We start from the raw sequence: 23,687 nt of genomic DNA, 5'->3' as shown, positions 1-23,687 counted from the left end.
CATCTTCTTTCGTGGATTTGCGGCGGGCCGGGCAGGTCCCTCTCAGCGGGTCATTGTTCAGTGCGTCATCATAGCCCGATCAGCTAGGCATCTGTTGGGAATGGAACCCGGCCCGTCAGTTGGCAGGCCCTGTCACGGGCTGAATCACCACGTCGTCGAGCTTTGGGAGTGCGCGCTCAAGCTGATGCCGGGCATCATTGACTGTTTCTTCCACGGCTGAGAGGGCTGCGTTGGCGACGACGATGGTGGCCGCCCCCTGAAGGCGATGACCAACCCAGCGAAGCTGCAGCTTCGGCACGGAAAGAACACCAGGGGTCCTCTCCAACGCCGCTTGGGCGTTGTCGAGGAGTTCGGGTTCTATTCCATCCATCAGGCGCCGTCCGACGCTGCGTACAGTGCCCCAGAGCAGGACGATGATGGTCGCCGAAATCAGCAGGCCGACGATGGGGTCGGCCAAAGGGAATCCGAGCAGCACGCCGCCGGCGCCAAGTACCACGGCGAGGGAGGTGAATCCGTCGATGCGGGCGTGTACGCCGTCGGCGACCAGTGCAGCGGACCCGATCTGCCGGCCGACCCTGATGCGGTAGACAGCCACAATTTCATTGCCTGCAAAGCCTATGAGTCCGGCCGCGAGAACCCACCACAGGTTGTGCAGGGGTTGCGGGTGGAACAAGCGGTCAATGGACTGCCAGGCAGCGACCACCGCAGAAAGCGCAACCACGACGACGATGAACAGTCCCGCAAGATCCTCCGCCCGCCCATATCCATAGTTGTAGCGACGAGTTGCCGCCCGACGTCCCAGGATGAACGCGATCCACAGGGGCACAGCGGTGAGCGCATCCGAGAAGTTGTGGATGGTGTCAGCCAGCAAAGCGACGGAGCCGCTGATAAGGACCACAAGAAACTGCAGGACGGTGGTGGCAAGGAGTATGAAGAGGCTGATCTTAAGAGCCCGAACACCCTGTGTGCTGGACTCAAGGGCATCGTCGATGGAATCGGCGGCATCGTGGGTGTGTGGAACAAAAAGCTCGTGGAGCCAGCCCTTCAGACCCCCCTGGTGTTCGTGGTCATGCCCGTGGTCGTGTCCGGCGTGCCCGTAGTCGTGTCCGGCGTGGTCGTGGTCGTGCACGTGGTCGTCGTGATGATCAACTTGCTGGTGACTGCTCATGCGGTTGCCTGTTCTGCGCGATGGTGTGCAGGGGTGCCGCCGAGGGCGTGTTCTGCTTGGAAGATGGCATCTGCCACGAGTTGTCTGGCGTGCTCGTTCTCCAGCCGGTACATGACCCTGGTTCCGTCCTGCCGCGTGGAAACCATTCTCGCCAGGCGCATTTTGGCAAGGTGCTGCGATACCGCCGCCGGGGACTTCCCCACCAGGTCCGCCAGCGCGCCGACGGCCATTTCGCCGTCGCGGAGCGCCAGGATGATCCGTACCCTCGTGGCATCAGCTAGCATCGCGAACACTTCCACGGCCAACTCAACGTACTGGCTATCGACACCCAGCGAGCAGGCACTCTTATCTGCATTCATACGCAGATTCTTTCACACATCGCGACTAAAGCCACATCGAAGAGCCGGGAGCGATCCTGGGAAGGCCATCAGATGGTCAGGGCCCAGCGGGCTGAATGAAGTTCTCAATGCTTCCACGGTGAACTCTCGATGAACCCCGGAACACTATCCACAGTGTTGTTCACATTGGGTAAAACCTCTGTGGAAAGCGTGCAGGCCCGGGATTCACCAGTATCTCGCGGTTTTTCGCGCAATGTACGTGGATGTCCACATGAATTGTCCACAGCTGTGGATAAAGTTACGCACTTCTGTGGAAAGAATATGGGGGTGTCAGAGCCAAACTCCAGAGCTGCCACGACGATGGCTGTCCACGAGATGGGTATCGATGATGCCGATCGCCTCCATCAACGCGTACATGGTGGTGGGCCCGACGAACGCGAAGCCCTTCTTGCGCAGGGCTTTGGACAAAGCGATCGATTCCGGCGACAGGGTGGCGACATCGGCAAAGGTGCGCGGTTCGGGCGTCGACTCGGGTTGGAAGGACCACACGAAGTCCACCAGTCCGCCTTCGCTCCGAAGGGCGATGGTGGATTTGGCATTGGTGATGGCCGCGCGTATCTTGAGGCGGTTTCGCACGATCCCTGGATCCTGCATCAGCCGTTCGACATCCGCCTCGGTGAAGGCCGCCACGCTTTCCGGGTGGAAATTCAAGAAAGCGGATCTGAACGCTTCGCGCTTGCGCAAGATAGTGGCCCAAGAGAGACCCGCTTGGAAACCCTCAAGGCTGATGCGCTCGTACAGGCCCTGCTCGTCCCGCACGGGCATGCCCCACTCGTGGTCGTAGTACTCGCGCATGAGCGGGTCAGCGGATGCCCACGGCGGCCGGGCGAGGCCGTCATCGCCAATGATGGTGCCGTTCTCGGGCGGGGTCATGGGTGTTCCTCCACAGGAAGCTGGGCAGAAGTTGTTGTTGACATTGTGCCCCAGCCCTACGACATCCCAGTGACCCGCATGGTGATATTGATCCGCCCGCTGGGCAGTCCGCAGCCCTTGGGGGCCGTTCCGGCGAGCACCTTAGTGATGCCGTGGTACGCAAAACGCGATCCGCCGCCAAACACGAACAGATCGCCGGAGGACAGTTCGACGTCGTTGTACGGCTTGGTGCGGGTCTCAGCGTTTCCGAATCGGAAGACGCACCTGTCACCGATACTGAGTGACACCACAGGGGCCCGGGACTTCTCGTCCTTGTCCTGGTGCATTCCCATCTTGGCGGCGTCGTCGTAGAAATTTACCAGCGCGGCGTCCGGCGCATAGCTGGCGGCTTCGGCCGCATCACCGTATGCCTCGAATAGTGCTTTGCGGCCAAGCTGCACCATCCAGTCAGGAAAGTCCAGGACCCGCTGTCCGTTGACGTCGAAGGCCTCCCGCGTGTATTTGTAGGGTTGCCAGTGCCAGCCCAGGCAAACCGTTCGGACAGACATTGGGTGCCCGCCGGGAAGAACGGCGGCACGCAAGGGGACGGGACCCCGTGTCCATTCACCGAAACGGGCCGTGATCCACCTCTGCTGTTCCAGGCTCAACCAGCCTGGAACGTGCACGGCGCCGGGCGCGATCTCCCGCGGACCGGCGTCGGGCGCGTCCGGCCACTCAAGCGGAAACAGCGGTTCCGTCCACCCGGAGCTCATGCTGCCTCAAGGGTCAACAAGGTGCGCTTGGCCTCCGTGCCGCCGAGGTAGTTGCCAAACGATCCATCGGATTTCACCACCCGATGGCAAGGAACAATCACCGGCAGCGGGTTTGTGGCGCAGGCAGTACCGACGGCGCGCACGGCTCGCGGGTTTCCGGCCGCCAGGGCCACTTGAGCGTAGCTTTCCGTGTGCCCGTAGGCGATGTGCGGCAAATGCTCCAGGACGCTGAGCCGGAATCCACGCGAAAGGCTGAAATCCAAGGGGAGGTCAAAATTGTGGCGCGTCCCGGCGAAGTATTCATCCAGTTCGCGGGCAGCGGGATCCAGGCGGCCAGCTGAGAAGAGGATCCGCGGACTGAGTTTTTCAGCGAGTAGTTGCAACACGGCGTCGTGGTCTTCCACTTCAAAGGCAACGCGCACCATGCCACGCTCCGTTGCCGCCAGCAGCAGTTTGCCGATCGGGGAATCCACGGTGCGGTAGGCGATATCGAGGGTGTGCCGTTCCGCGGCCGCCGCCGCGAGACGGTCGTGGAGCCGCTTCAGGACGTCTGGTTCCACGGATTCGAAGGGTGCGAGGAGCTCGGAGACGTCCGGTTCGTTGTGGTCGATGGTCATGGGGTCTCTTCTTTCACGTAGCTCACGTAGCTATCGACGAGAATGGTGCGAAGCGCCTTGACGCCGTCGGCACCTGCTCGACGCGCGGCATCGGGGGTCCCGCCGAGGAGCTCGGCGACGTCCTTGTACGGAAGCCCGGCGAGGTAGTGGTAAGCCACCGCCTGGCGCTGTTTCGGCGGAAGCTGCCCGACGGCGTCGAGCACTTCCGCATGGCCGTCGCCGGGGATGCCGAGCCCGGAATGGCTCACAGGCAGCACATCTACGGGAACTGGCTGGCGATTCCGCGCACGGACGATGTCGATGGACTTGCGGTGCGCGATAGTGACGAGCCAGGCCTGGACGTTGGCGCCTGCAGGAAGCTCAGGATAGGCCCTTAAGGCGGATAGGAACGTCTCGGACCAGCCGTCTTCCGCGTCCCGGGGGCCAAGAACCGCACGGCATACACGGAGCACCGTGGGTCCGTGCTCCCGGACGATCAGCTCGAACGGCTTCTTGGGCTCCATCAGAAGAGCTTGCTTTCCTTCGCCGCCGCTGGTTCCTCGAGTTCCAGGAGGAACCGCTTGTTGTCGAGTCCGCCCGCGTATCCGGTGAGCCTTCCATCGCGCCCCACAACCCGATGGCACGGAATGACGATACTGAGCGGATTGCGGCCAACCGCCGAACCGACGGCCTGGGAAAGGTTGCGATCACCAAGTTCGGTGGCCAGTTCCCCGTAGCTAACGGTTTCCCCATACGGAATTTGTTCGAGCCTGGCCCAGACCTGCTCCTGGAAGGGATTCCCGGAAGCCATGAAAGGGACGCCGAACACCGTCCGTTCGCCGGCCAGGTATTCGCCGAGCTCAGCGGCGGTTTGCTGGAACAGGGGGTCATCGGCAGGGACGGCTTGGCCGAAGAATTCTGGAGGCGGCATATGCCAGTGACCCTCGAAGAAGATGCCCGTCAACAGCCTGCCACGGGCAGTCAGCGTGAGCTGGCCCAGTGCGGAATCTATGGTGGTGTGCCTGGTGGTCATGTCTAGTAGACGGTGCAGGCGGCTGAAATGTGAGGTCGCCGCTTAAGAGCGCCAGCGCGTGGTCATGAGGAAGCCGACAATCGCGATGCCGAAGCCTGCCACGATGTTCCAGGACTCCCACGCCGGCACGGGAAGTTGGCCACTGGTGATGTAGAAAGTGATGATCCACAGCAAGCCAATGATCATGAGGCCGAACATGACTGGCTTGTACCAGACGGGGTTCGGCTTGTACCGATGTGTAGTAGCCGTCTCGGCGGGGCGGGCGGCCCTCTTGCGGGGCTTGGACTCGGGCACGGATCCTCCTGGGCCGGGTGAATGAATGGCCACGCGTCAGCTTGATATCCTGCAGGAAGGAAAATTCCAGCGGTCAACGTGCACGCGGCAATTCCGGGTTCGTACTAGCAGTCAAGTCTAGCCGGATTTCGGAGGCCGCTCGTCGTCGGGCGTCCGTGCCTGTGAAGAGGAGATCCAGTGGCGCAGCAGCAGACGCAGCAGGCCGCTGCCGTGGCCGACGACGGCACAGGGAGCGGCCTCGAAGGTTCCCGGCGGCCCCGCTCGGGGAAACGCAAGGCACGGCCGAGCACCGGTGACGTTGTGCGCAAGGTGGTCCAGATCATCGGCGAACTCCTCCTCACGGCAGGAGTCATCCTGTTGCTCTTCGTGGCGTGGGAGCTGTGGTGGACCAACGTCGAAGCCGACGCGAAGCAAAGCCAGGCCATCCAGGGATTCGCCAAGGACTTTGCCGGACCGGTGGAACCGGTTGCCCCCGCTGACCCTGCCAAAGCGCCGAACTACGGGAAACCCGTCGTTGCGCAGGAACCCGAGCACGGCGGAATGATCGGCATCATGTACATTCCCCGATTCGGCCCTGATTATTCGCGCCCCATCATCGAGGGAACCGGCTCCGACATCCTGGACACCCTTGGCCTGGGCCACTACGGGACCACCAGCATGCCTGGGGCAACCGGCAACTTCGCCGTCGCCGGTCACCGCCAGACCCACGGCGCTGTGCTGGACAACATCCATCTCCTGGCACCAGGCGACAAAATCTATGTGCAAACCAAAGATGGCTACTACACATACGTTTTCCGCAACAACCAGATCGTGCTGCCCTCGCGGACGGACGTCCTTCTCCCGGTCCCCACACAGCCTGGCGCGACGCCTACCGACAGCTACTTGACCATGACCAGCTGCAATCCGCGCTTCGGTTCGGAAGAACGCATCATCGCGTACTCCGTTCTGGAAAGTTGGCAACCCGCATCCGCCGGCCCGCCTCAAGACATTGCCAAGCAAGTCGCGCAGACGCGCGGAGAGGGCTAAGCCATGTACGGATGGATCTTCCGCCACCTTCCGGGACCCCTTTGGGTGCGTATCCTGACATCAGCGGCCCTCGTGGCATGCGCGCTTGTCCTGATGGTCCAGTTCCTCTTCCCTTGGATGTCGCAGTTCACTACCTTCACCGACTCAACGATTGGTTCAGCACAGCAGCCATGAGCACAACAAAAATCCTCGTCGTGGATAACTACGACAGCTTCGTCTACACCCTCGTCGGCTACTTGCAGGAACTCGGTGCGGAAACCACAGTGGTCCGCAATGATGACGTCACCCTCGCCGAGGCGATCGAGCTTGCCGACGCTCGGGACGGCGTGCTGATCTCCCCCGGTCCCGGCACCCCTGCCGAGGCCGGGGTCTGCATCGAGTTGATCAAGTGGTGCGGCGACAACAACAAGCCGATGTTCGGCGTCTGCCTTGGCCACCAAGCGCTGGCGGAGGCGTACGGCGGAATCGTCACACATGCACCGGAGCTAATGCACGGCAAGACCTCACCGGTGCATCACGGAGGCAAGAGCGTTTTCGCCGGGCTGCCATCGCCGGTGACGGCCACGCGCTACCACTCCCTGGCAGCTGTGCGGGAGAGCATCCCGGACGTTCTGGAAATCACCGCTGAAACCGCCAGCGGGGTGGTCATGGGTCTGCAGCACCGCACGGCACCGCTGTGTGGTGTGCAGTTCCACCCGGAATCGGTGCTCACCGAAGGTGGCTACCTCATGCTCGGCAACTGGCTCGAATCGCTCGGGATGTCCGGTGCGGCCGCTCGTGCGGCCACCCTTAGTCCCCTGATCCAGCGCTAACCGCTCAAGCCGCCCACGTCGCCCAAGCCGCCCAACCCGGTTCCGCGGCTCCGGGTATCACTGGGGGAGGGCGTCGGGCTTGGGCTAGGGGACGGAGCGGGAGCCTTCGCAACGACCACACTGATGGTTTTGCCTTGGTCCACAAGGGACTTGAAGGCATCCCCCTGGCTCGTGACCTTTCCAGGCGTTACTTGAGAGTTCTCCTGCTCGGTGACGGCCATCGTCAGGCCGTTCTCCTTGAGCAAGGCCTCGGCGTCCGCCACATTCAAACCAACGAGTTGGGGCACGGACACCTTACCGGTGGACACCACCAAATCAACGGTGCTTCCCGCGCCCACAACCGCCCCTGGAGCGGGTTTAGTGCTGATAATGGAGCCTGCGGGAACCGTGGGACTATTGGACAAGGTGCTGGACCCGCCCACGAGGCCGGCTTGGCGCAGGAGGTCACGCGCGGCGGCTTCGGTCAGGCCGCTCAGGCCCGCCGGCACGGTTACGGAGACCGGACCGTCTGAAACGTTCAGTATGACGTGTGAGTTCGGCGCCACTTGAGACCCCACGCTCGGGTCCGTGTTGATCACCGTGCCCTTGGCGATGGTGTCGTGCGGGACCTTGCGCGGCTCCGGGCTGAGATTGGCGCCATAGAGCGCTTGCAATGCCATGGCCTCGCTCATGCCGGCCACCTGAGGTACCGCGACCAGCGCCGGCGGCGCCGGCTTCTGGTTCACGGTGCTGTACAACCAGAATCCACCGCCAGCCAGGACAAGCAGCGTAAAGATGACCACAACTGCGGCCCACGCACGACGGCGGGACTTCTGCCGGGGGGAACGCTCGCGTTCGGGGGTGAAACCAAGCGGCATGGCGCCGTCGTGATCTGGCTCCGATCCCGGTTCGCCGGCATGCCGGGCCAACATGGTGTCCTGGTCACCGGCGTCCTGGGCATTGCCCAGCCTCCCGTTCAGGGTGGTGTCCAGGAATTCGGCACCCGTCAGGCCGCGAGCCAAGCCACCTTCGGTAAGGTGCTGCGTCGACGGTACTACTTCCTGGGAGTCCGTGGGCCCGGGGGAAAACGCAGGGACTGCCACGCCGTTTTTGGCGGCACGCAAGGCACGCCGGAAGGCAGCCGCATCCTGGAAACGGTCGGCGCGGTCCTTCTGCAAGCCCTTGGCCAGGACGCTGTCCAATGCCTCCGACACTGCCGGATTGAACCTGCTGGCGGGCTCGGGGATTTCTCGGACGTGCTGGTAGGCCACCGAGACGGGACTGTCGCCGGTGAACGGCGGCCGGGACGTGAGCATCTCAAATAGCAGGCACGCCGCAGAGTACAGATCACTACGGGCATCCACGGTCTCGCCGCGGGCTTGCTCGGGCGAGAGGTACTGGGCTGTTCCAACCACGGCCTGGGTCTGGGTCATGGTAGCCGCGGAGTCAGCCATGGCCCGGGCGATGCCGAAGTCCATGACCTTGACGTCGTTGGAATCCCCGGACACCATGACGTTGGCCGGCTTGATGTCGCGGTGGACGATTCCGGCTTTGTGGCTGTATTCCAGGGCGGACAGGACGCCAAGGATGAACTCGATGGCTTGATCGATGTCCAATTCCTTGGCACGGATCAGGTCGCGGATAGTCCGGCCGGACACGTATTCCATGACGATGTAGGGGACCCGGACGTCCTCGCCCGGACCACCGGACACCGTGTACTCGCCGGTGTCAAAGATGGCCACGATTGAGGAGTGGTTCAGGGCCGCCACTGCCTGGGCCTCGCGTTTGAAGCGAGCATGGAACTGCGGATCGCGGGCAAGATCGGCGCGGAGCAGCTTCACCGCCACGGTTCGGCCGAGCAGGGTGTCGGTGCCCTTGTAGACATCCGCCATACCGCCACGGCCGAGCAATTCACCGAGTTCGTACCGCCCGTTGAGGACGCGCTGGTTTGTCAATGGAGTGCTGTCCTCTCTGTGGGCAGGGGTGGAGCGTCCGGTCGTCATGGTGTCCTACGGGGTCTTAGGAGAAGGAGACGAAGTGGCGGTCGACTTGGACAGGTGGTAGGTAACTATGGATCCGGAAGCCACTTTCTGTCCGCCGGCGGGATCGGAGCTGACAAACGTTCCAGGCGCCTGGCCGGTTGCTCCATCAACAGGAGTACCCGCGACCCAGCGCAGGCCGGCACCTTCGATGGCAGCCTGTACGACCGACTCGGAGGCGCCCTTGCCAATGGTCGGAACCGAAACCATCTGCGGACCCTTGGAGTAATTGACGGTGATGGTGGTCCCCTTGGGCTGGGGGCCGGATGGATTGATGTCGATAACCGTGCCCGGCGTCGAGGGATCGAAGACCTGGACTCCGTTGACGCCCATGCCGAGCGCGCTCAGGTCTGCACGGACCTTGTCATACGGTTGGCCCTTGTATGCTTCCGGGATCAGGTTGACAGTCTCCGCAGTGGGTGTGGTGGGCGTCGGGGTGGCCGACGTCTCCGTGGCGCTCGGACTCGCCGAGCTTGGCGGCGCGCTTGAGATTTGGACCGGAGAGTTTGAGGTGGCCGGGGCCGGATTCCTTGGCGAGAACAGCCCCGACTGGGACAGGATCACACCAACCAAGGCGAAGAGCAGGAGCACAATCAGCGCGACGAGGGGCCAGGTCCACGGGCTGCGCTTCTTGCGCTGGGGCCCCTCCTCGTACGTTTCTCCTTCCGTGAGGTAGTGGTCGTGCTCGTCAGCTTGCTCCAAGCTGCGTTCGGCGGCCAGGGCATTGGCGCGGGAGAGTGCATTTCCCCCCTCGGCTGCGGCCCCTGCGGCGGCGGCACCCGCTGCTGCGCCGCCTATAACCGGAAGGGCCGACGTCGACGTCGAACGCGTTTCCTTGCCGTACGGCGAGGCGACAATGCCCGTGGGGGCGGTGGCGAGGTTAGTTGGCGCGGTGATGGGGCCAGTGGCGGATTCGAACAGCAACATTCCCGGCACTGCGGCGTGCGCAGCGGAAATGTCGCCTGCACGGATAGCCTCTGCGGCCTCGGCCAGCTTGATCGCATCTGCGGGACGGTTCTTCGGATCCTTGGCGAGCATCGACATCAGCAAGGCGCGCACCGGAGTAGGGAGGCTCTCAGGCAGGGGCGGCGGGGCGTCGTTGACCTGGGCCAGCGCAATGGCGATCTGGGATTCACCGGAGAACGGACGATGCCCAGTGAGGGCTTCGTAGCCGATAACCCCGAGGGAATATATGTCCGAGGACCCCGTTGCCGTCTGTCCCGTAGCTTGCTCCGGGGCCAGGTACTGGGCAGTTCCCATGACTTGGCCGGTCTGCGTGAGGGGGACTTGGTCGGCGAGGCGCGCAATGCCGAAGTCGGTGACCTTGACGCGGAAGTCCGGCGTGATCAGAAGGTTGCCCGGCTTGATATCCCGGTGTACCAGGCCTTGTGCGTGCGCAGGGGCCAGCGCACGGGCGGTCTGGGAAATGATGGACAGCGTGCGGTCCGGCGAGAGGACCTGCTCGCGTTCCAGGATGCTGCTCAACGGCTGTCCAGGTACGAGCTCCATCACCAGATAGGCGGACCCATCTTCTTCGCCATAGTCGAAGACGTTTGCGATCCCCACGTGGTTGAGCAATGCGGTGTGGCGGGCCTCGGCGCGGAAACGCTGGAGGAACCCGGGGTCACCCGTATATTCCTCTTTGAGTACCTTGATCGCGACGATCCGGCCAAGGATCTGGTCCTTGGCCCTCCAGACCTCTCCCATGCCGCCAATCGCAATGCGACTGGTCAGCTGGAACCTGCCGCCGAGGGTGATTCCTGACGTAGGTCTCACTTATTCAACACCGCCTCAAAAATCTTCTTCGCGTTCGGACTGGTTAGCTTTGCGCCGGTAGACACGTCAACACCTTGCATGACAATGGTGACGGCCACTTGCGGGTCATTGGCCGGGGCGAACCCGGTAAACCATGAGTTGTTCAAGCCAGTGTCGCCCAACTGCGCGGTGCCGGTCTTGCCGGCCACCTGGACTCCGGGAACCGCAGCGCCACTTGCGATGCCCTTGGATACGACGTCGGTCATCCACGATGTGATCTGGCTGGCGATCTCGGGCGTGGTGGAGGTGCGCAAGGTCTCGGCTTTGGGTTCACTGATGACGCGGAGGTCGGGGGCGCGCACCGTCTTAATGAGGCTCGGCTTCATCTGGACTCCATGGTTGGCAATTGCGGCGGTCATGAGCGCGATCTGCAGCGGTGTGGCCCTGACGTCACGCTGCCCGACGGCGGACTGGGCGAGCTGCGCCTGGTCCAGGTCCTTGGGGAAGACGCTGACCGCGGACTGGAGCTTGAGGAGGTCCCCGAAATCCTGCCCAAAGCCGAACTTGCCGGCCTGGTCAGCGATGGCCTTCTGCCCCAAGTCAAGGGCGATGCTGGCGAACGGAGTGTTGCAGGACTGCTCCAAGGCGAAGGCGAAGTCAGCCGTGTTGCGGGTTGAGCAGTTGCCGCCGGCATAGTTGGGCAGCGATGCATTGGAGCCCGGCAAGGGCAAGCTGTCAGGGTTCGGCAGCACGCTGTCCTTGTTGTACTTTCCGGAGTTCAAAGCAGCCGCGGTATCGACGAGCTTGAAGACCGAACCGGGGGCCAGCAGCGCACCCGTGGGTCCACTCACGGATTGGTTCAGGTTGATCCCGGGAACTTGGTTGAGTTGCTCGTAACTTGCCTTTTCCTTCGCAGAATCATGGGTGGCGATCAGGTTGGGATCGTAGGACGGCTTGGAGACCATGGCAATGATGGCGCCCGTCTTCGGATTGGTGACCACGATCGAGCCACGCTGGCCGTCAGGAATGAGGTCGTAGGCGAGCTTCTGGATCGCGGGATCGATGGTCAATTCCACCGAGGCACCCTTCGGCTGGCTGCCGAGGAAAATCTGGCTGACGCGGTCGAGGAAAAGTTGGTCGGAGCTGCCGGCCAGCTCATCGCGGAGCTGCTGCTCAAGTCCGGTGGATCCATAGGTCCTGGAGAAGTATCCCGTGATGCCAGCGTAAAGCTCCGGCTGCGCGTAACTGCGCTGGAACTTGCAGGTTTCGTCCCCGGCAACGGATTCGGCGATGGGCTTGCCGCCCACGATGATGGCACCGCGGTCATTGCAGTAGTTCGCCAAGACGGCGCGTTGGTTCCACGGATTGTCATTGAGGTCGCCGGCGCCGATGACCTGGACATAGCTGATGGCGCCGAACAGGAGGGCGAACATGGCAACGGCTGCCATCCACGAGTTGCGTATGGAATGATTCACGGGGTCTTCACCGCCTCTGTTGGGGCATGGGTAATGGGCGTTGTGTCCACCGGGCCGCGCGCGGTGTGGGAAATCATGAGCAGCAAAGCCACGATGATCCAGTTGGCAAGCAAGGAGGAACCGCCTGCCGCAAGGAAGGGAGTGGTGAGCCCCGTCAGCGGGATCAGCCGTGTGACGCCGCCGATCACCACGAAGCATTGAGTCGCGATGGCAAAGGACAGGCCGCAAGCGAGGAGCTTGCCGAACGCGTCCCGCGCGCCGAGGGCTGCGCGGAAACCACGGGTGAAGAGGAGCATGTAGAGCATCACCACGGCGAAGAGACCGATCAGTCCCAGTTCCTCACCGATGAGCGCTATGATCATGTCGCTGTTGGCGAAGGGCACCAGATCCGGCCGGCCTTGTCCGAGCCCTGTGCCTACAAGGCCGCCGTCGGCCATGCCGAAGAGGCCCTGGACGATCTGTCCGCTACCGCCGGGGGACCGGTCAAAGACTTCCGGAGTGAACGCGTTCCACCAGCTGTCCAAGCGGAATGCGACGTGTGCGAAGAACTTCGATGCCAGGAATCCGCCACCCAGGATCAGTACGAGGCCGATGACCACCCAGCTGATACGGCTTGTTGCCACGTAGATCATGACGATGAACAAGCCGAAGAAGAGGACCGAGGTGCCGAGGTCCCGCTGGAAGACCAGGATGCCGATGCTCACGAGCCACGCCGTGATCATCGGGCCAAGGTCCTTGAAACGGGGCAATTGCATGGGGCCGATCTTGCGGCCGGCCAGCAGGATGAGATCCCGATTGGAGGAAAGATAGCCCGCGAAGAATATGGCCAGGGTGATCTTGGCGATCTCGCCCGGCTGGAAAGTCATGGGACCCAGCCGGATCCAGACGCTGGCGCCTAGCACTTCGCCGGCGGAGATGCCGGGAACGAGGGGCAACACCAGGAGAATCGCACTGGCCGCCAGCGCGATGAAGGTGAAACGACGAAGGAGCCGGTGGTCCTTGAGGAGCCAGATCACAGCGATTGACACGGCCATGGCCAGGAGTGTCCAGCGAAGCTGGTTGTTGCCTGTGTCTTCTCCGGGCTGGTCCATACGATGGATGAGGGCCAGCCCCAAGCCGTTGAGCGCAACTACGATCGGAAGCATGATCGGATCGGCATATTTTGCGCGGAACCTCAGGACCATGTGGAAAGCGAAGGCGCCCACCACCAGAAGACTCGTCTGGAACCAGAAATCCCTGTCGAAAGCGGCCGCGCTGTTGAGTCCGACCATGGCGCTTGCACCGATTCCCACAGCTAGGGAAACGATCAGGAGGACGAGCTCCACATTGCGGCGCGGCCTGGGCGTGGTTAGTGCCTGAATCATGGCGAAACCGCGCAAGAAGGGACTGGCGTGGACGTGGGTGACGACGTCGGCGCGTTCGAAGGGCTTGGGCTCGCCGGCGCGGGGCTTGCTGTGGCGGTGGGGCTCGCCGTCGGCCTGGGCGTGCTTGTGGGGCAATTGGCCGGCAGGCCGGTAGTGCCAGTATCTTGCAGGTTTTTCACAATCTGCTGGGCATCGGCGAGATCGCGTGCCGGAACGGTCTGGCGGATGCTCTGTCGCGAGTACTCCGGCAATGAGTCCACGTGGATCTCCGTGACAGCCTCCACTTTCGAGAGCTGGAACGGGCCAAGGCTTTGCGAAATGCCATTGAAGATCGCCACGCGGTGGTCGAATTCACCGACGTAATACCGCGTCTGGGTCCACGCATATCCGAGCCACAGCCCCGCGACCACAAAAATCGCCAAGAGAGCTGCGATAGCAGGCGTCAACCAGCGCCGCCTCCGGGCGACAATTGGTTGTACCTCCGAGCGGTCCTGTTCGGCCTTGTGCGTCAGTACCGTGGCGGCGCGGCGCGCAACGCTGCGTCCAGCCACAGTAGGGATCGAACCGGTTTCGGCGGCCGTAGCGGCGGCGCCCACCAACTCGTGCGGCCGGCTTGAGAGTTCTTCGCGGAGGATCTCCGCCGACAGGTGTTCGCCCAAGTGGGGGTCCGTCGCCGTCGGAGGTTCAATTGCCCCGGCGGGTTTGACGGGACCCGCGGCGGCGGAAGCTCCGGCGTCGAGGGTTGCTTCCCTCGGCTTGGCCGCCGGCACGACCGTCGGCGGGGCCGGGCTGGAAGCAGGTTTAGTGGCTGAGGGGCCTTTGGCAGGCGCTTTCGCGTCGCCATCGCGCGTGGTTTCCTTGCTCGGACCGGTCATTCCGGCAGTTTTGCCCGTATCGGCAGCTTTCGGCGCGTCTGCGATTGGCTCGGCCGTGTTGGGTGCGGCGACTGCTCCCGGGGTGGCTGTTCCGGGGGTTACGACCTCGACGGCGGCCGTGCTGAGACCGTCGCCCGCCCCTTCCACGATTTCCAGGAGCACCACGGTGACGTTGTCCGGAGCCCCATTCGCCAGTGTGAGCTCAATGAGGAGATCGGCGCAATCGGCGAGGTCCTTGGTTTCCCGAACCACCTGCTCCACCACTGCCCCTTGGACATAGTTCAGGCCGTCGGAGCAGAGGAGCCAGCGTTCGCCGGGTTCGGCGTCGAGCACGTCCAGGTCCAGTTCGGGGCTCGCGTCCACGTCGCCCAGAACGCGCATGAGGACGTTCTTGTGCGGGTGGGTTTCAGCTTCCTCCGGGCGCAGCCGGCCTTCATCGATCAGTCTTTGGACGAAAGTGTGGTCCACGCTGATTTGCTCGAATTTGCCATTGCGCAAGCGATAGGCGCGGGAATCGCCGATGTGCGCGAAGTGCAGCCGCCTGCCTTCGAGGAGAAGGGCCGTGACAGTGGTGCCCATGCCTGCGAGCTTCGGGTCTACATGGACAAGCTCGGAGAGTAGCGAATTGGCGGTCTGGATTTCGTCCGCCAACACCGTGTCGGCGCCGTCCGGATAGGAATCGTGATCGAGGTGAATCATGTCCAGCACCGTGGATGCCGAGGCGACGTCGCCGCCCGCATGCCCGCCCATGCCGTCCGCAACGACGGCAAGATGGCGGCCGACATACGCGGAGTCGTCGTTCTTCGAGCGGACACGCCCGACGTCGGACCGCGCCGCGTAGCGCATGATCAGGGAGCGTTCCGGAGGCAGGGCCTTGCCCTCGGAAGTCTGGGGGGAAGCCATGGGCTACGCCCTCAATTCGATGACCGTCTTGCCGATCCTCACGGGGACGCCAAGCTCCACCGGCAGGGCGCGGGTCAATTGTTGGTCGGCGAGGTAGGTGCCGTTGGTGGAGCCGAGATCTTCGATGAACCATCGGCTGCCTTGGGGGAAAAGGCGCGCATGCCGACCCGAGGCGTAGTCATCCTCAAGGACCAGTGTGGCCTCTTGTGCCCGGCCCAGCAGGATGGGGCTCGCGGCCAAAGGAACGGTGGTTCCTTTAAGCGGACCCTCGACCACGACGAGCTGACGCGCATGCTGCTTCACGGGCTGGGGCGGCGCAGGGGCGAGTTCGGGATGCTTTCGCACCTCGCGCGCCGTCGGCGTTCCCATGACTGCTTTACGGCCGATCACGAGATCTCGACGCATGGTCGAGACGATGCTGAAGATGAGCACCCACAGCAGCAGCAGGAAGCCGAAACGGAGTGCGGTGATGGTCAGTTCGCTGATGTCGCTCACGGGCGCCCACCAGCGGGCAGGGAAAGAAGTCTGAAGATGATCTTGGTCCGTCCCATGGTGATGGTGGATCCGTCAGTAAGTTCTACGCTGCCGTCCACCTTGTGGCCGTTGACATAGCTTCCGTTGGTGGAGCCTAGGTCGACAGCGCGTATGACTCCGGCGGCCGTCTGGATTTCCAAGTGCCTGCGGGAGACACCGGTATCGTCGACCAGGATGTCGGCCTCGGAGGACCTGCCGAGCACGACGGACGGTGCGTTGAGGGAATAGCGTTGTCCGCCAATGTCCAGGACGGGCTGGGGCCTTGTGGGTTGGCGGCTCGGCGCTGCGGGGACATTGGGCCGCGGAGCAGCGGGCGCGGCGGACCCATTGGATTTCTCAGTCCTGGAGGTGATTTCGAGGTGGCCTTGGCGCTGGGCTTCGTCGTGAACGAAGGAAATCCGTACCGGCCCCTGGAGGATGTAACCCTGGCTGCGCACGTGCTGTATCACGACGTCGCACAATTCTTCGGCCAGGGGAGTTCCCCACTCTTGGGCGCGACCGAAGTCTTCATTGCTCAAGAGGACCTCGAAGACGTTGGGTGCCAACGTACGGCCAGCGGCAATGGTGATGGACTTGTTGTCCAATTCACGGCGCAGCTTGCTGGCGATCTCCACCGGCTCCACATGCGCACGCGATCCGGTGGAGAAGACGCCGCGGACGGCCTTTTCGATGCCGCGTTCAACCCTGTCAAGCAAACCCATGGTCCTTCTCCTTCCGTTTCGTTGCCCTGCAGTATAAGTAGTCAGGACGAATCGCTGCAGTTGCCGGAGCGCACGCAAAGACCCTGTCCTCAATCCCGATACTACTGGGCAAGACTGTGAATGGCCTTATTCCACAACGCCCGGAAGGCCGGAAAAGTTCGCTTGCGCTGACTGTCCCGGTTCGATTTCCGCGTGATTTCCGCATCGTGTGAGGACCTGACAATCGGCGGATTCGCGGGGCTTTTACGGCCCCATCGTTGGTCGATTGGTGTTTTCAAGCGATTGTCCGTTATGCTTGATCTCGCTGCTTTCGCAGGGGTGAGGCCGGGGAAACCTGGTATGGCCCGGGCGGAAGAAGTTGCGCGCGAGTGGCGGAACGGCAGACGCGCTGGCTTCAGGTGCCAGTATCCGAAAGGGTGTGGGGGTTCAAATCCCCCCTCGCGCACGCAATTTTAAGGAACCCCGGTCTTTGGACCGGGGTTCCTTTGTTTAACCTGACGGACGGCTAGCCCCGCAGCGCCCCGAGCCCGGCGATCAGGGCATCCAAGCCCATGCTGAAGGCGAGGTCCGAAGGGTAGTTGTTCCGCTCGGGGCCCAAGCTGCGGACCGCCGACGTGAAGTGCGGAGTAGAGTCCGCCAGCCGGCCGGAATCGAAAATGTCCGCCGGAGCGTTTGCGTCGAAAGCAGCTCCAAAAATGTAGGCCTCAAGTGCCACGATGCACGGGATGATCTGCTTTTCCGGGAAGCCCGCCTGCAGGAATCCCTCGGTCACGGCTTCGTACATAGCGAGGGTCTGTGGGGCGTCTGTCACCGGAAGAACCGCGATCACCGAGATAAGCGGGGTGTGCCTTGCGAAAATACCGCGGTAGGAATACGCCCATTGCCGTACGGCATCTTCCCAGGGCAGCGTGCTGAAACCGCCGAAGTCCACCTTGGACATCAGATCCTCTTCCACCAGCTTGAGGACCTCGTCTTTGGAGGACACGTGGTTGTAGAGGGCCGACGGCGCCACGCCGAGGGAGCGGGCGAGTGCGGCCATGGTGAGGCCGTCGTAGCCCTTCTTGCTGACCAGTTCAAGTGCCGCAGCGGTAATTCCGTCCTGGTTCAGGACCGACGCCATCGGCCGGCCCGCCCTGCGGCGCGCTTTGGTCTCGCCGGGAGCGGGGGTGGGTGCGGGCATCGCTGACCTTTCTGAAGGCTTGTCACCAGCATTATTCCACTGGGGTCTTCACAGCCGTGGGCAATCCAGCTACAGTTGAGATAAATGAACGCCATTCATTTATTGGTCAGCCAACGGGGACGGCCACAGAAAGGACATCATGTTGAATCTTGATCGCGACGTCGTAATTGTCGGCGCCGGTCCGTCGGGGTTGACGGCCGCACGCGAATTGAAGAAGGCCGGACTCAGCGTTGCGGTGCTTGAAGCCCGTGACCGGGTCGGCGGCCGCACGTGGACCGACACCATTGACGGGGCGATGCTGGAAATCGGTGGACAATGGGTGTCCCCGGACCAGACCGCCCTCATGGGTCTCCTGGACGAGCTCGGCCTGAGGACGTACTCCCGCTACCGTGACGGCGAATCCGTGTACTTGGCACCGGATGGCAGCCGCACCCGCTACACCGGGGCGTCCTTCCCGGTCAGGGAGACCACTGCGGCCGAAATGGACAGGCTCACCGCCATCCTGGACGGCCTCGCCGCAGAGATTGGCGCCGAGGAGCCCTGGGCGCACCCCAAGGCCCGCGAACTGGACACCATCTCCTTCCACCACTGGCTGCGCCAGAACTCGGCGGACGAGGAAGCCTGCAATAACATCGGCCTCTTCATCGCCGGCGGAATGCTCACCAAGCCGGCCCACGCTTTCTCGGCGCTGCAGGCTGTGTTGATGGCAGCTTCGGCAGGTTCCTTCTCCAACCTCACCGACGAAGACTTCATCCTGGACAAGCGCGTTATTGGCGGCATGCAACAGGTCTCCCTGCTGATTTCCGGGGAACTGGGTGACGACGTCGTGCTTAACAGCCCGGTCCGCACCATCAATTGGGAGCCGGCTGGCGAAGGCCACCGTGTCACTGTTGAGTCCGAGCGCGCAACCGTCAACGCGCGATTCGTGATCATGGCGGTCCCGCCGAATCTCTATTCGCGCGTGTCCTTCAACCCGCCGCTGCCGCGCCGCCAGCACCAGATGCACCAGCACCAGTCCCTCGGCTTGGTCATCAAGGTCCACGCCGTCTACAGCACGCCGTTCTGGCGCGAAGACGGCCTGTCCGGAACGGGCTTCGGCGCTGACGCCCTGGTCCAGGAGGTCTACGACAACACCAACCACGGAGACGCCCGCGGCACCCTGGTTGGCTTCATCTCGGACGAAAAGGCAGATGCCGTCTTCGAACTCAGCGCCGAGGACCGCAAGAAGGCCGTCCTTGAGTCCATCGCCGGCTTCCTGGGCGAGAAGGCCCTGGCCGCCGAGGTCTACTACGAATCCGATTGGGGTTCCGAGGAATGGACCCGCGGAGCCTACGCGGCCAGTTACGACCTGGGTGGCCTGCACCGCTACGGCAAAGACCAGCACGCCAACGTTGGACCTATCTACTGGTCCTCCTCCGATTTGGCTGCGGAGGGCTACCAGCACGTGGACGGCGCAGTCCGGATGGGGCAGGCAACGGCCGCCAGGATTGTCACCGCTAACAACCGCGTCGCCGCGGTACCGGTCGCCTAGGTAATTCACCCGTGAGGTCTCGACTCTTTCGCTCGCTGAAAGGGTCGAGACCTCGCGTCTGAAATTCCGTCCCGATCCCCAACGTCAAGATTGTTGAACAATCTTGACGTTTCAGGCATGATGGTGATGTATTCAACCTGAGACGGGGATCACAATGCCTTACATCGACCTCAACAGCGACGTCGGAGAATCCTTCGGCAACTGGACCATGGGCGACGACGCAGCCGTCTTCCGTTACGTGTCGAGCGCCAATGTGGCCTGCGGATTCCACGCCGGAGATCCCAGCACCATCGCCAGTACCTGCCGCGAGGCCGTTGCCGCCGGAGTAACCATCGGCGCGCACGTAGGCTACCGGGACCTCGCAGGCTTCGGCCGACGCTTCCTGGACTGCTCCGCCACGGAACTGGCCGACGACGTTCTCTACCAACTCGGCGCGCTCCAGGCCCTGGCCCGCGCGGCCGGTTCCGAGATCAAATACGTCAAGCCGCACGGCGCCCTCTACAACGCGATCGTCCACCACGAGGTCCACGCACAGGCAGTGGCCGACGCCGTCCATGCCTTCAGCCCCGGACTCCCACTCCTTCTTCTGCCGGGCTCGGTAGCCCTCGCCAAAGCCGAAGCCAAGGGCCTCCGTGCAGTAGCCGAAGCCTTCGCTGACCGCGCCTACAACCCTGACGGCACCCTCGTATCCCGCCGCGAACAGGGTGCTGTGCTGCACGACCACGCTGCAATCACCAAGAACATGGTCCGCCTTGCAACGGAGGGCAAAATCGTGGCCAGCGATGGTTCCGTGCTGAACGTCCACGCCGAAAGCATCTGCGTCCACGGAGACAGTCCCGGCGCCGTAGCCATGGCAGCCGCCGTCCGCAGCGGGCTCGAAACCGCCGGCGTCACCGTTCGGAGCTTCGCTTGAGCATCACAGGAATACGCTGGGCAGGTCCGCGCGCCCTGCTGGTGGAACTCTCCGACCTCGCCTCCGTGCTGGCGTTTCATTCCCGGCTGCTTGCCGAGCCGCTGCCCGGCCAGCTTGACGCGATCGCCGCGGCAGCGACCGTGCTGCTCAAGTTCGGCACGCACGCCGAGGCACTCGCGGCGCGCACCGCCGTCGGGCATGTTGACCTGCACGAGGTGCCGCAAGACGGTTCCCGCCAAGTCACCATTGAGGTGATGTACGACGGCGAGGACCTCGTCGAGGTGGGCATGCTCACCGGCCTGGGGGCGGACGGCGTCGTGGCCGCCCACACGGGGCAACTCTGGACAGCCGCGTTCGGCGGATTCGCCCCGGGATTCGCGTATCTGCTCGGCGAGAACCACAGCCTCGACGTTCCCCGCCGCAGCTCGCCCCGCACCGCTGTTCCAACCGGTTCAGTAGCGCTCGGCGGGACGTTCTCCGCCGTCTACCCCCGGCAGTCCCCGGGCGGGTGGCAGCTGATTGGACGTACGACGGCGGTCCTTTGGGACCTTGAGCGGGAGTCGCCGGCGCTTGTCCGCCCGGGAGATAGGGTCCGGTATGTGGCGGTCCGCGAGGCGGTTGAGCTGACGCCGGCGCCGCGCCCCGTTGCCGAGGAAGTCACCGGCCCCGCCCTTTTGGTTGGATCACCTGGTCTGCAATCCCTGATCCAGGACCTCGGCCGCCCCGGACTGGGGGACCTGGGAGTGTCAGCCGCGGGTGCCGTGGACCAGCAATCGGCCCGCCAGGCCAACCGTTTGGCGGGCAACGAACCCGGGGCTGCAGTGATCGAAAACGTGCTGGGCGGACTTTCTGTCCAAGCCGACGGCGACCAAGTGCTCGCCATCGCCGGAGCCGTTGCGCCCTTGGAAATCCGGGACGCATCGGGGGCTCGGGTACGCAGGGCCGCCATGTGCGCTCCGTTCGCTCTGTTGGACGGCGAAACCCTCAGTCTGGGCGCGACGACGCTCGGGGCCCGCAGCTATCTTGCTGTCCGTGGCGGGCTCGATGTGCAGCCGGTTCTTGGCAGCCGCTCGAGCGACTCGATGTCAGGAATCGGACCCGCACCGCTGTCTGCCGGAATGCGGCTGCCTGTGGGGAAAGCGCCACTGTTCCAAGTGGTTGGCGCTTCTGAGGGATCGACGCTGCGGCTGGGAACGGTCTTTACCGAACTGCGCATTATCCTGGGCCCGCGGGACGACTGGTTCGACACCGACTCGCTCAAAGCGCTCACGCAGCAGAACTGGATCACCACCGAGCAGTCCAACAGGATCGGTGTGCGGCTCGCGCCCGGCAACAGCCGTGCCCTCGAACGCAACTGTGTCCCTGAACGCGGCGGTGTCCCTGAACGCGGCGCCGGCGAACTCCCCAGCGAGGGCGCCGTCGCCGGTTCCCTCCAGGTCCCGCCCAGCGGATATCCCGTCCTCTTCCTGGCCGACCACCCGGTGACGGGCGGCTATCCGGTGATTGCCGTCGTCGTACCCGAAGACATTCCGACGGCGGCGCAATTGCCGCCCGGTCATAGCGTGCGGTTCACGATCGTGGACCCCGCAACCCTTGAACCCCTTGAACTTGCCGCTACCGGCGCTGTCCCCGAAGGAACCCAGCCATGAAAAAGGTCCTGATCGCCAACCGCGGCGAGATCGCCGTAAGGATTGCCCGCGCCTGCTCTGACGAGGGCCTGCAATCCGTTGCCGTATATTCCGACCCCGACGCCGATGCCCTCCACGTGCGGTTTGCTGACGAGGCCTACGCGCTGGGAGGCTCCACCGGCGCCGAGACCTACTTGGACATCGCCAAGCTGATCGACGTCGCCCGCCGCGCCGGTGCGGACGCGGTCCATCCCGGATATGGTTTCCTGTCCGAGAACGCCGATTTTGCACAGGCCGTGATCGACGCCGGGCTCACATGGATCGGCCCCGCGCCGCAGTCGATCAGAGAGCTGGGCAATAAGGTGACGGCCCGCGAGATCGCCGTCCGCGCCGGAGCTCCGCTTGTCCCGGGCAGCGACGGGCCAGTGGCCAACGCCTCTGAGGTCCTTGCTTTTGCCCTGGAATACGGCATGCCCGTGGCCATCAAGGCGGCTTTCGGCGGCGGCGGACGCGGGCTCAAGATTGCGCGACGCTTGGAAGACATCGAGGACGCTTTTGAATCGGCCGTCCGCGAATCCAAGGTGGCCTTCGGTCGCGACGAATGCTTCGTAGAGCGCTTCCTGGACCAGCCAAGGCACGTCGAAGCCCAAGTCCTGGCCGACATGCACGGCAACGTTGTGGTGCTCGGAACCCGCGACTGTTCCCTGCAGCGCCGCAACCAGAAGCTTGTAGAAGAGGCCCCCGCGCCTTTCCTGAGCCCGGAACAGCGCGCCCTCATCCACGAATCGGCGAAGGCCATTTGCCGCGAGGCTGGATACTACGGCGCCGGAACCGTCGAATACCTCGTGGCTGTGGACGGCACCATCTCCTTCTTGGAAGTTAATACTCGCCTTCAGGTTGAACATCCTGTCACCGAGGAAACGTCCGGCGTGGACCTGGTCCGCGAGCAGTTCCGGATCGCCGCAGGCGGGGTGCTCTCCCTGACCGAGGACCCCGAGCCGACAGGCCACGCCTTCGAATTCCGCCTCAACGCCGAGGATCCTGCGCGAGGCTTCCTGCCTAGCCCCGGCACCGTGGACGTGTTCGAAGCGCCCACGGGACCAGGCATCCGCGTGGACTCGGGCGTTCGATCCGGCTCGGCAGTTCCTGGGGAATACGACTCCCTCCTGGCCAAGCTGATTGTCCGCGGCGAAGATCGGCAGCAGGCCCTGCGCCGCGCCCGGGCTGCCCTGGACGAGATGCAGATCAAGGGCTTGCCCACCGTGCTGCCCTTCCACCGGGCAGTGGTCCGCCATGAGGCCTTCACCTCGGAAGACAAGCTCGGCGTCCACACCACGTGGATCGAGACGGAGTTCGCCGAAGAGCTGGCTGCGTCTCCGGAGATCGCACGCGTGGTTCCGGGCTCCGAACGCAGCACGTTCACAGTGGAACTGGACGGCAAGGCGGTCCAGCTCGGCCTCCCCGCCCGCCTATTTGAAGCGCTCATGGACGGCGGCGGCGGTTCAGCGGCTACGGCTACGGCTAGGGATGTGGCCGACGACGCCGGACTGGCCTCGCCGATGTCCGGCTCGCTGGTGAAGTGGCTGGTTGAGGACGGTGCGGCCGTGGAAGCTGGTCAACCCGTGGCCGTGTTGGAGGCCATGAAGATGGAAACCACCGTCCCAGCCCACCGTTCCGGCACTGTGGCGCGGGGTCCGCAAGAGCCGGGCGCCGCCGTCGGGCGCGGAGAGGTGCTCGCGAGCATCGGCTGAGGAGTGCGGCGGCACATTCTGCTGGATCACTCGAGGGGGCACCGCTTTTTGCCGCGGATTCCAGGGCCGCGTCCGAGGCTTGGACGGAGTGATCCAGCAAAACCCGT

22 protein-coding genes and 1 tRNA gene are annotated in these 23,687 nt (G+C 63.7%); 7 read left to right on the top strand and 16 right to left on the bottom strand.

The features are described 5' to 3' along the window. Positions 1-115: 115 nt before the first annotated feature. The 8 genes from AC3ANQ_RS23255 to AC3ANQ_RS23220 all read right to left on the bottom strand — a co-directional run bounded on the left by AC3ANQ_RS23255 (position 116) and on the right by AC3ANQ_RS23220 (position 5,114). The gene (locus AC3ANQ_RS23255) at positions 116-1,168 is read right to left on the bottom strand and encodes a cation diffusion facilitator family transporter (RefSeq protein WP_488303216.1); all 1,053 of its coding nucleotides are present in this window, start codon (positions 1,166-1,168) and stop codon (positions 116-118) included. Then, positions 1,165-1,527, bottom strand: coding sequence for an ArsR/SmtB family transcription factor (locus AC3ANQ_RS23250; RefSeq protein ID WP_268024258.1), 363 nt, complete (start codon positions 1,525-1,527; stop codon positions 1,165-1,167). The genes AC3ANQ_RS23255 and AC3ANQ_RS23250 overlap by 4 nt, the downstream gene beginning before the upstream one ends. A 309-nt stretch (positions 1,528-1,836) precedes the next feature. Further along, a complete protein-coding gene (locus tag AC3ANQ_RS23245) occupies positions 1,837-2,439 on the bottom strand; it encodes a DNA-3-methyladenine glycosylase I (RefSeq protein ID WP_488303215.1) in 603 nt (200 codons plus the stop codon). A 56-nt stretch (positions 2,440-2,495) separates the two neighbouring features. Beyond that, positions 2,496-3,191 (bottom strand): alpha-ketoglutarate-dependent dioxygenase AlkB family protein, encoded by a 696-nt coding sequence (locus AC3ANQ_RS23240; protein WP_488303214.1) that lies wholly within the window; start codon positions 3,189-3,191, stop codon positions 2,496-2,498. Further along, positions 3,188-3,808 carry a methylated-DNA--[protein]-cysteine S-methyltransferase gene (locus AC3ANQ_RS23235; protein WP_488303213.1) on the bottom strand — a complete coding sequence of 207 codons (621 nt, stop codon included), beginning with the start codon at positions 3,806-3,808 and terminating at the stop codon, positions 3,188-3,190. Before AC3ANQ_RS23235 ends, AC3ANQ_RS23240 begins: the two co-directional genes overlap by 4 nt. Further along, the gene (locus AC3ANQ_RS23230; protein WP_488303212.1) at positions 3,805-4,311 is read right to left on the bottom strand and encodes an RNA polymerase sigma factor; all 507 of its coding nucleotides are present in this window, start codon (positions 4,309-4,311) and stop codon (positions 3,805-3,807) included. The genes AC3ANQ_RS23235 and AC3ANQ_RS23230 overlap by 4 nt, the downstream gene beginning before the upstream one ends. Then, positions 4,311-4,820, bottom strand: a complete 510-nt coding sequence (locus AC3ANQ_RS23225; RefSeq protein WP_488303211.1) for a methylated-DNA--[protein]-cysteine S-methyltransferase — start codon at positions 4,818-4,820, stop codon at positions 4,311-4,313. The genes AC3ANQ_RS23230 and AC3ANQ_RS23225 overlap by 1 nt, the downstream gene beginning before the upstream one ends. Before the next feature lie 42 nt (positions 4,821-4,862). Then, positions 4,863-5,114: a cell division protein CrgA gene (locus AC3ANQ_RS23220; RefSeq protein ID WP_488303210.1), complete on the bottom strand. Its 252-nt coding sequence runs from the start codon at positions 5,112-5,114 to the stop codon at positions 4,863-4,865. Positions 5,115-5,291: 177 nt separating this feature from the next. Here AC3ANQ_RS23220 and AC3ANQ_RS23215 point away from each other — a divergent pair, with 177 nt between their 5' ends. After that, entirely contained in the window at positions 5,292-6,140 is an 849-nt protein-coding gene (locus AC3ANQ_RS23215) for a class E sortase (protein WP_488303209.1), read from the top strand. A gap of 170 nt (positions 6,141-6,310) precedes the next feature. Further along, positions 6,311-6,952 (top strand): aminodeoxychorismate/anthranilate synthase component II, encoded by a 642-nt coding sequence (locus AC3ANQ_RS23210; protein ID WP_488303208.1) that lies wholly within the window; start codon positions 6,311-6,313, stop codon positions 6,950-6,952. On the opposite strand, the gene pknB is transcribed toward AC3ANQ_RS23210, so the two are convergent. Genes pknB through AC3ANQ_RS23175 form a run of 7 tightly spaced genes read right to left on the bottom strand, consistent with a single transcriptional unit; the run spans position 6,949 to position 16,577 of the window. Next, positions 6,949-8,934, bottom strand: coding sequence for a Stk1 family PASTA domain-containing Ser/Thr kinase (gene pknB, locus AC3ANQ_RS23205; protein WP_488303207.1), 1,986 nt, complete (start codon positions 8,932-8,934; stop codon positions 6,949-6,951). The genes AC3ANQ_RS23210 and pknB overlap by 4 nt on opposite strands. A gap of 6 nt (positions 8,935-8,940) precedes the next feature. Then, positions 8,941-10,746 carry a protein kinase domain-containing protein gene (locus AC3ANQ_RS23200; protein ID WP_488303206.1) on the bottom strand — a complete coding sequence of 602 codons (1,806 nt, stop codon included), beginning with the start codon at positions 10,744-10,746 and terminating at the stop codon, positions 8,941-8,943. Continuing rightward, entirely contained in the window at positions 10,743-12,200 is a 1,458-nt protein-coding gene (locus tag AC3ANQ_RS23195; protein WP_488303205.1) for a penicillin-binding transpeptidase domain-containing protein, read from the bottom strand. The genes AC3ANQ_RS23200 and AC3ANQ_RS23195 overlap by 4 nt, the downstream gene beginning before the upstream one ends. Next, a complete protein-coding gene (locus tag AC3ANQ_RS23190; protein ID WP_488303204.1) occupies positions 12,197-13,564 on the bottom strand; it encodes an FtsW/RodA/SpoVE family cell cycle protein in 1,368 nt (455 codons plus the stop codon). The genes AC3ANQ_RS23195 and AC3ANQ_RS23190 overlap by 4 nt, the downstream gene beginning before the upstream one ends. Continuing rightward, complete coding sequence (locus AC3ANQ_RS23185; protein WP_488303203.1) at positions 13,561-15,342, bottom strand: PP2C family protein-serine/threonine phosphatase; 1,782 nt, start codon at positions 15,340-15,342, stop codon at positions 13,561-13,563. The genes AC3ANQ_RS23190 and AC3ANQ_RS23185 overlap by 4 nt, the downstream gene beginning before the upstream one ends. Positions 15,343-15,345: 3 nt before the next feature. After that, positions 15,346-15,828, bottom strand: coding sequence for an FHA domain-containing protein FhaB/FipA (locus AC3ANQ_RS23180; RefSeq protein ID WP_488305397.1), 483 nt, complete (start codon positions 15,826-15,828; stop codon positions 15,346-15,348). A gap of 5 nt (positions 15,829-15,833) precedes the next feature. After that, positions 15,834-16,577: an FHA domain-containing protein gene (locus tag AC3ANQ_RS23175; RefSeq protein WP_488303202.1), complete on the bottom strand. Its 744-nt coding sequence runs from the start codon at positions 16,575-16,577 to the stop codon at positions 15,834-15,836. Between the two features lie 362 nt (positions 16,578-16,939). Here AC3ANQ_RS23175 and AC3ANQ_RS23170 point away from each other — a divergent pair. Then, positions 16,940-17,022: transfer RNA gene (locus tag AC3ANQ_RS23170), tRNA-Leu, on the top strand. Between the two features lie 60 nt (positions 17,023-17,082). Here AC3ANQ_RS23170 and AC3ANQ_RS23165 read toward each other — a convergent pair. After that, a complete protein-coding gene (locus tag AC3ANQ_RS23165) occupies positions 17,083-17,757 on the bottom strand; it encodes a TetR/AcrR family transcriptional regulator (protein ID WP_488303201.1) in 675 nt (224 codons plus the stop codon). Positions 17,758-17,896: 139 nt separating this feature from the next. Here AC3ANQ_RS23165 and AC3ANQ_RS23160 point away from each other — a divergent pair, with 139 nt between their 5' ends. The 4 genes from AC3ANQ_RS23160 to AC3ANQ_RS23145 all read left to right on the top strand — a co-directional run bounded on the left by AC3ANQ_RS23160 (position 17,897) and on the right by AC3ANQ_RS23145 (position 23,580). After that, entirely contained in the window at positions 17,897-19,288 is a 1,392-nt protein-coding gene (locus tag AC3ANQ_RS23160; RefSeq protein WP_488303200.1) for a flavin monoamine oxidase family protein, read from the top strand. Positions 19,289-19,442: 154 nt separating this feature from the next. Next, positions 19,443-20,201 carry a LamB/YcsF family protein gene (locus AC3ANQ_RS23155; protein WP_488303199.1) on the top strand — a complete coding sequence of 253 codons (759 nt, stop codon included), beginning with the start codon at positions 19,443-19,445 and terminating at the stop codon, positions 20,199-20,201. After that, a complete protein-coding gene (locus tag AC3ANQ_RS23150) occupies positions 20,198-21,850 on the top strand; it encodes a 5-oxoprolinase subunit B/C family protein (protein WP_488303198.1) in 1,653 nt (550 codons plus the stop codon). Before AC3ANQ_RS23155 ends, AC3ANQ_RS23150 begins: the two co-directional genes overlap by 4 nt. Further along, on the top strand, positions 21,847-23,580 hold the full coding sequence (locus AC3ANQ_RS23145; protein WP_488303197.1) for an acetyl/propionyl/methylcrotonyl-CoA carboxylase subunit alpha: 1,734 nt from the start codon (positions 21,847-21,849) through the stop codon (positions 23,578-23,580). Before AC3ANQ_RS23150 ends, AC3ANQ_RS23145 begins: the two co-directional genes overlap by 4 nt. The last annotated feature ends 107 nt before the right edge of the window (positions 23,581-23,687 follow it).

The organism is Arthrobacter sp. DMZ02-1R, from assembly GCF_057747935.1.
The sequence above is the reverse complement of the archived record's forward strand: the minus strand, read 5'-3'. Positions and strand labels throughout refer to the sequence as shown.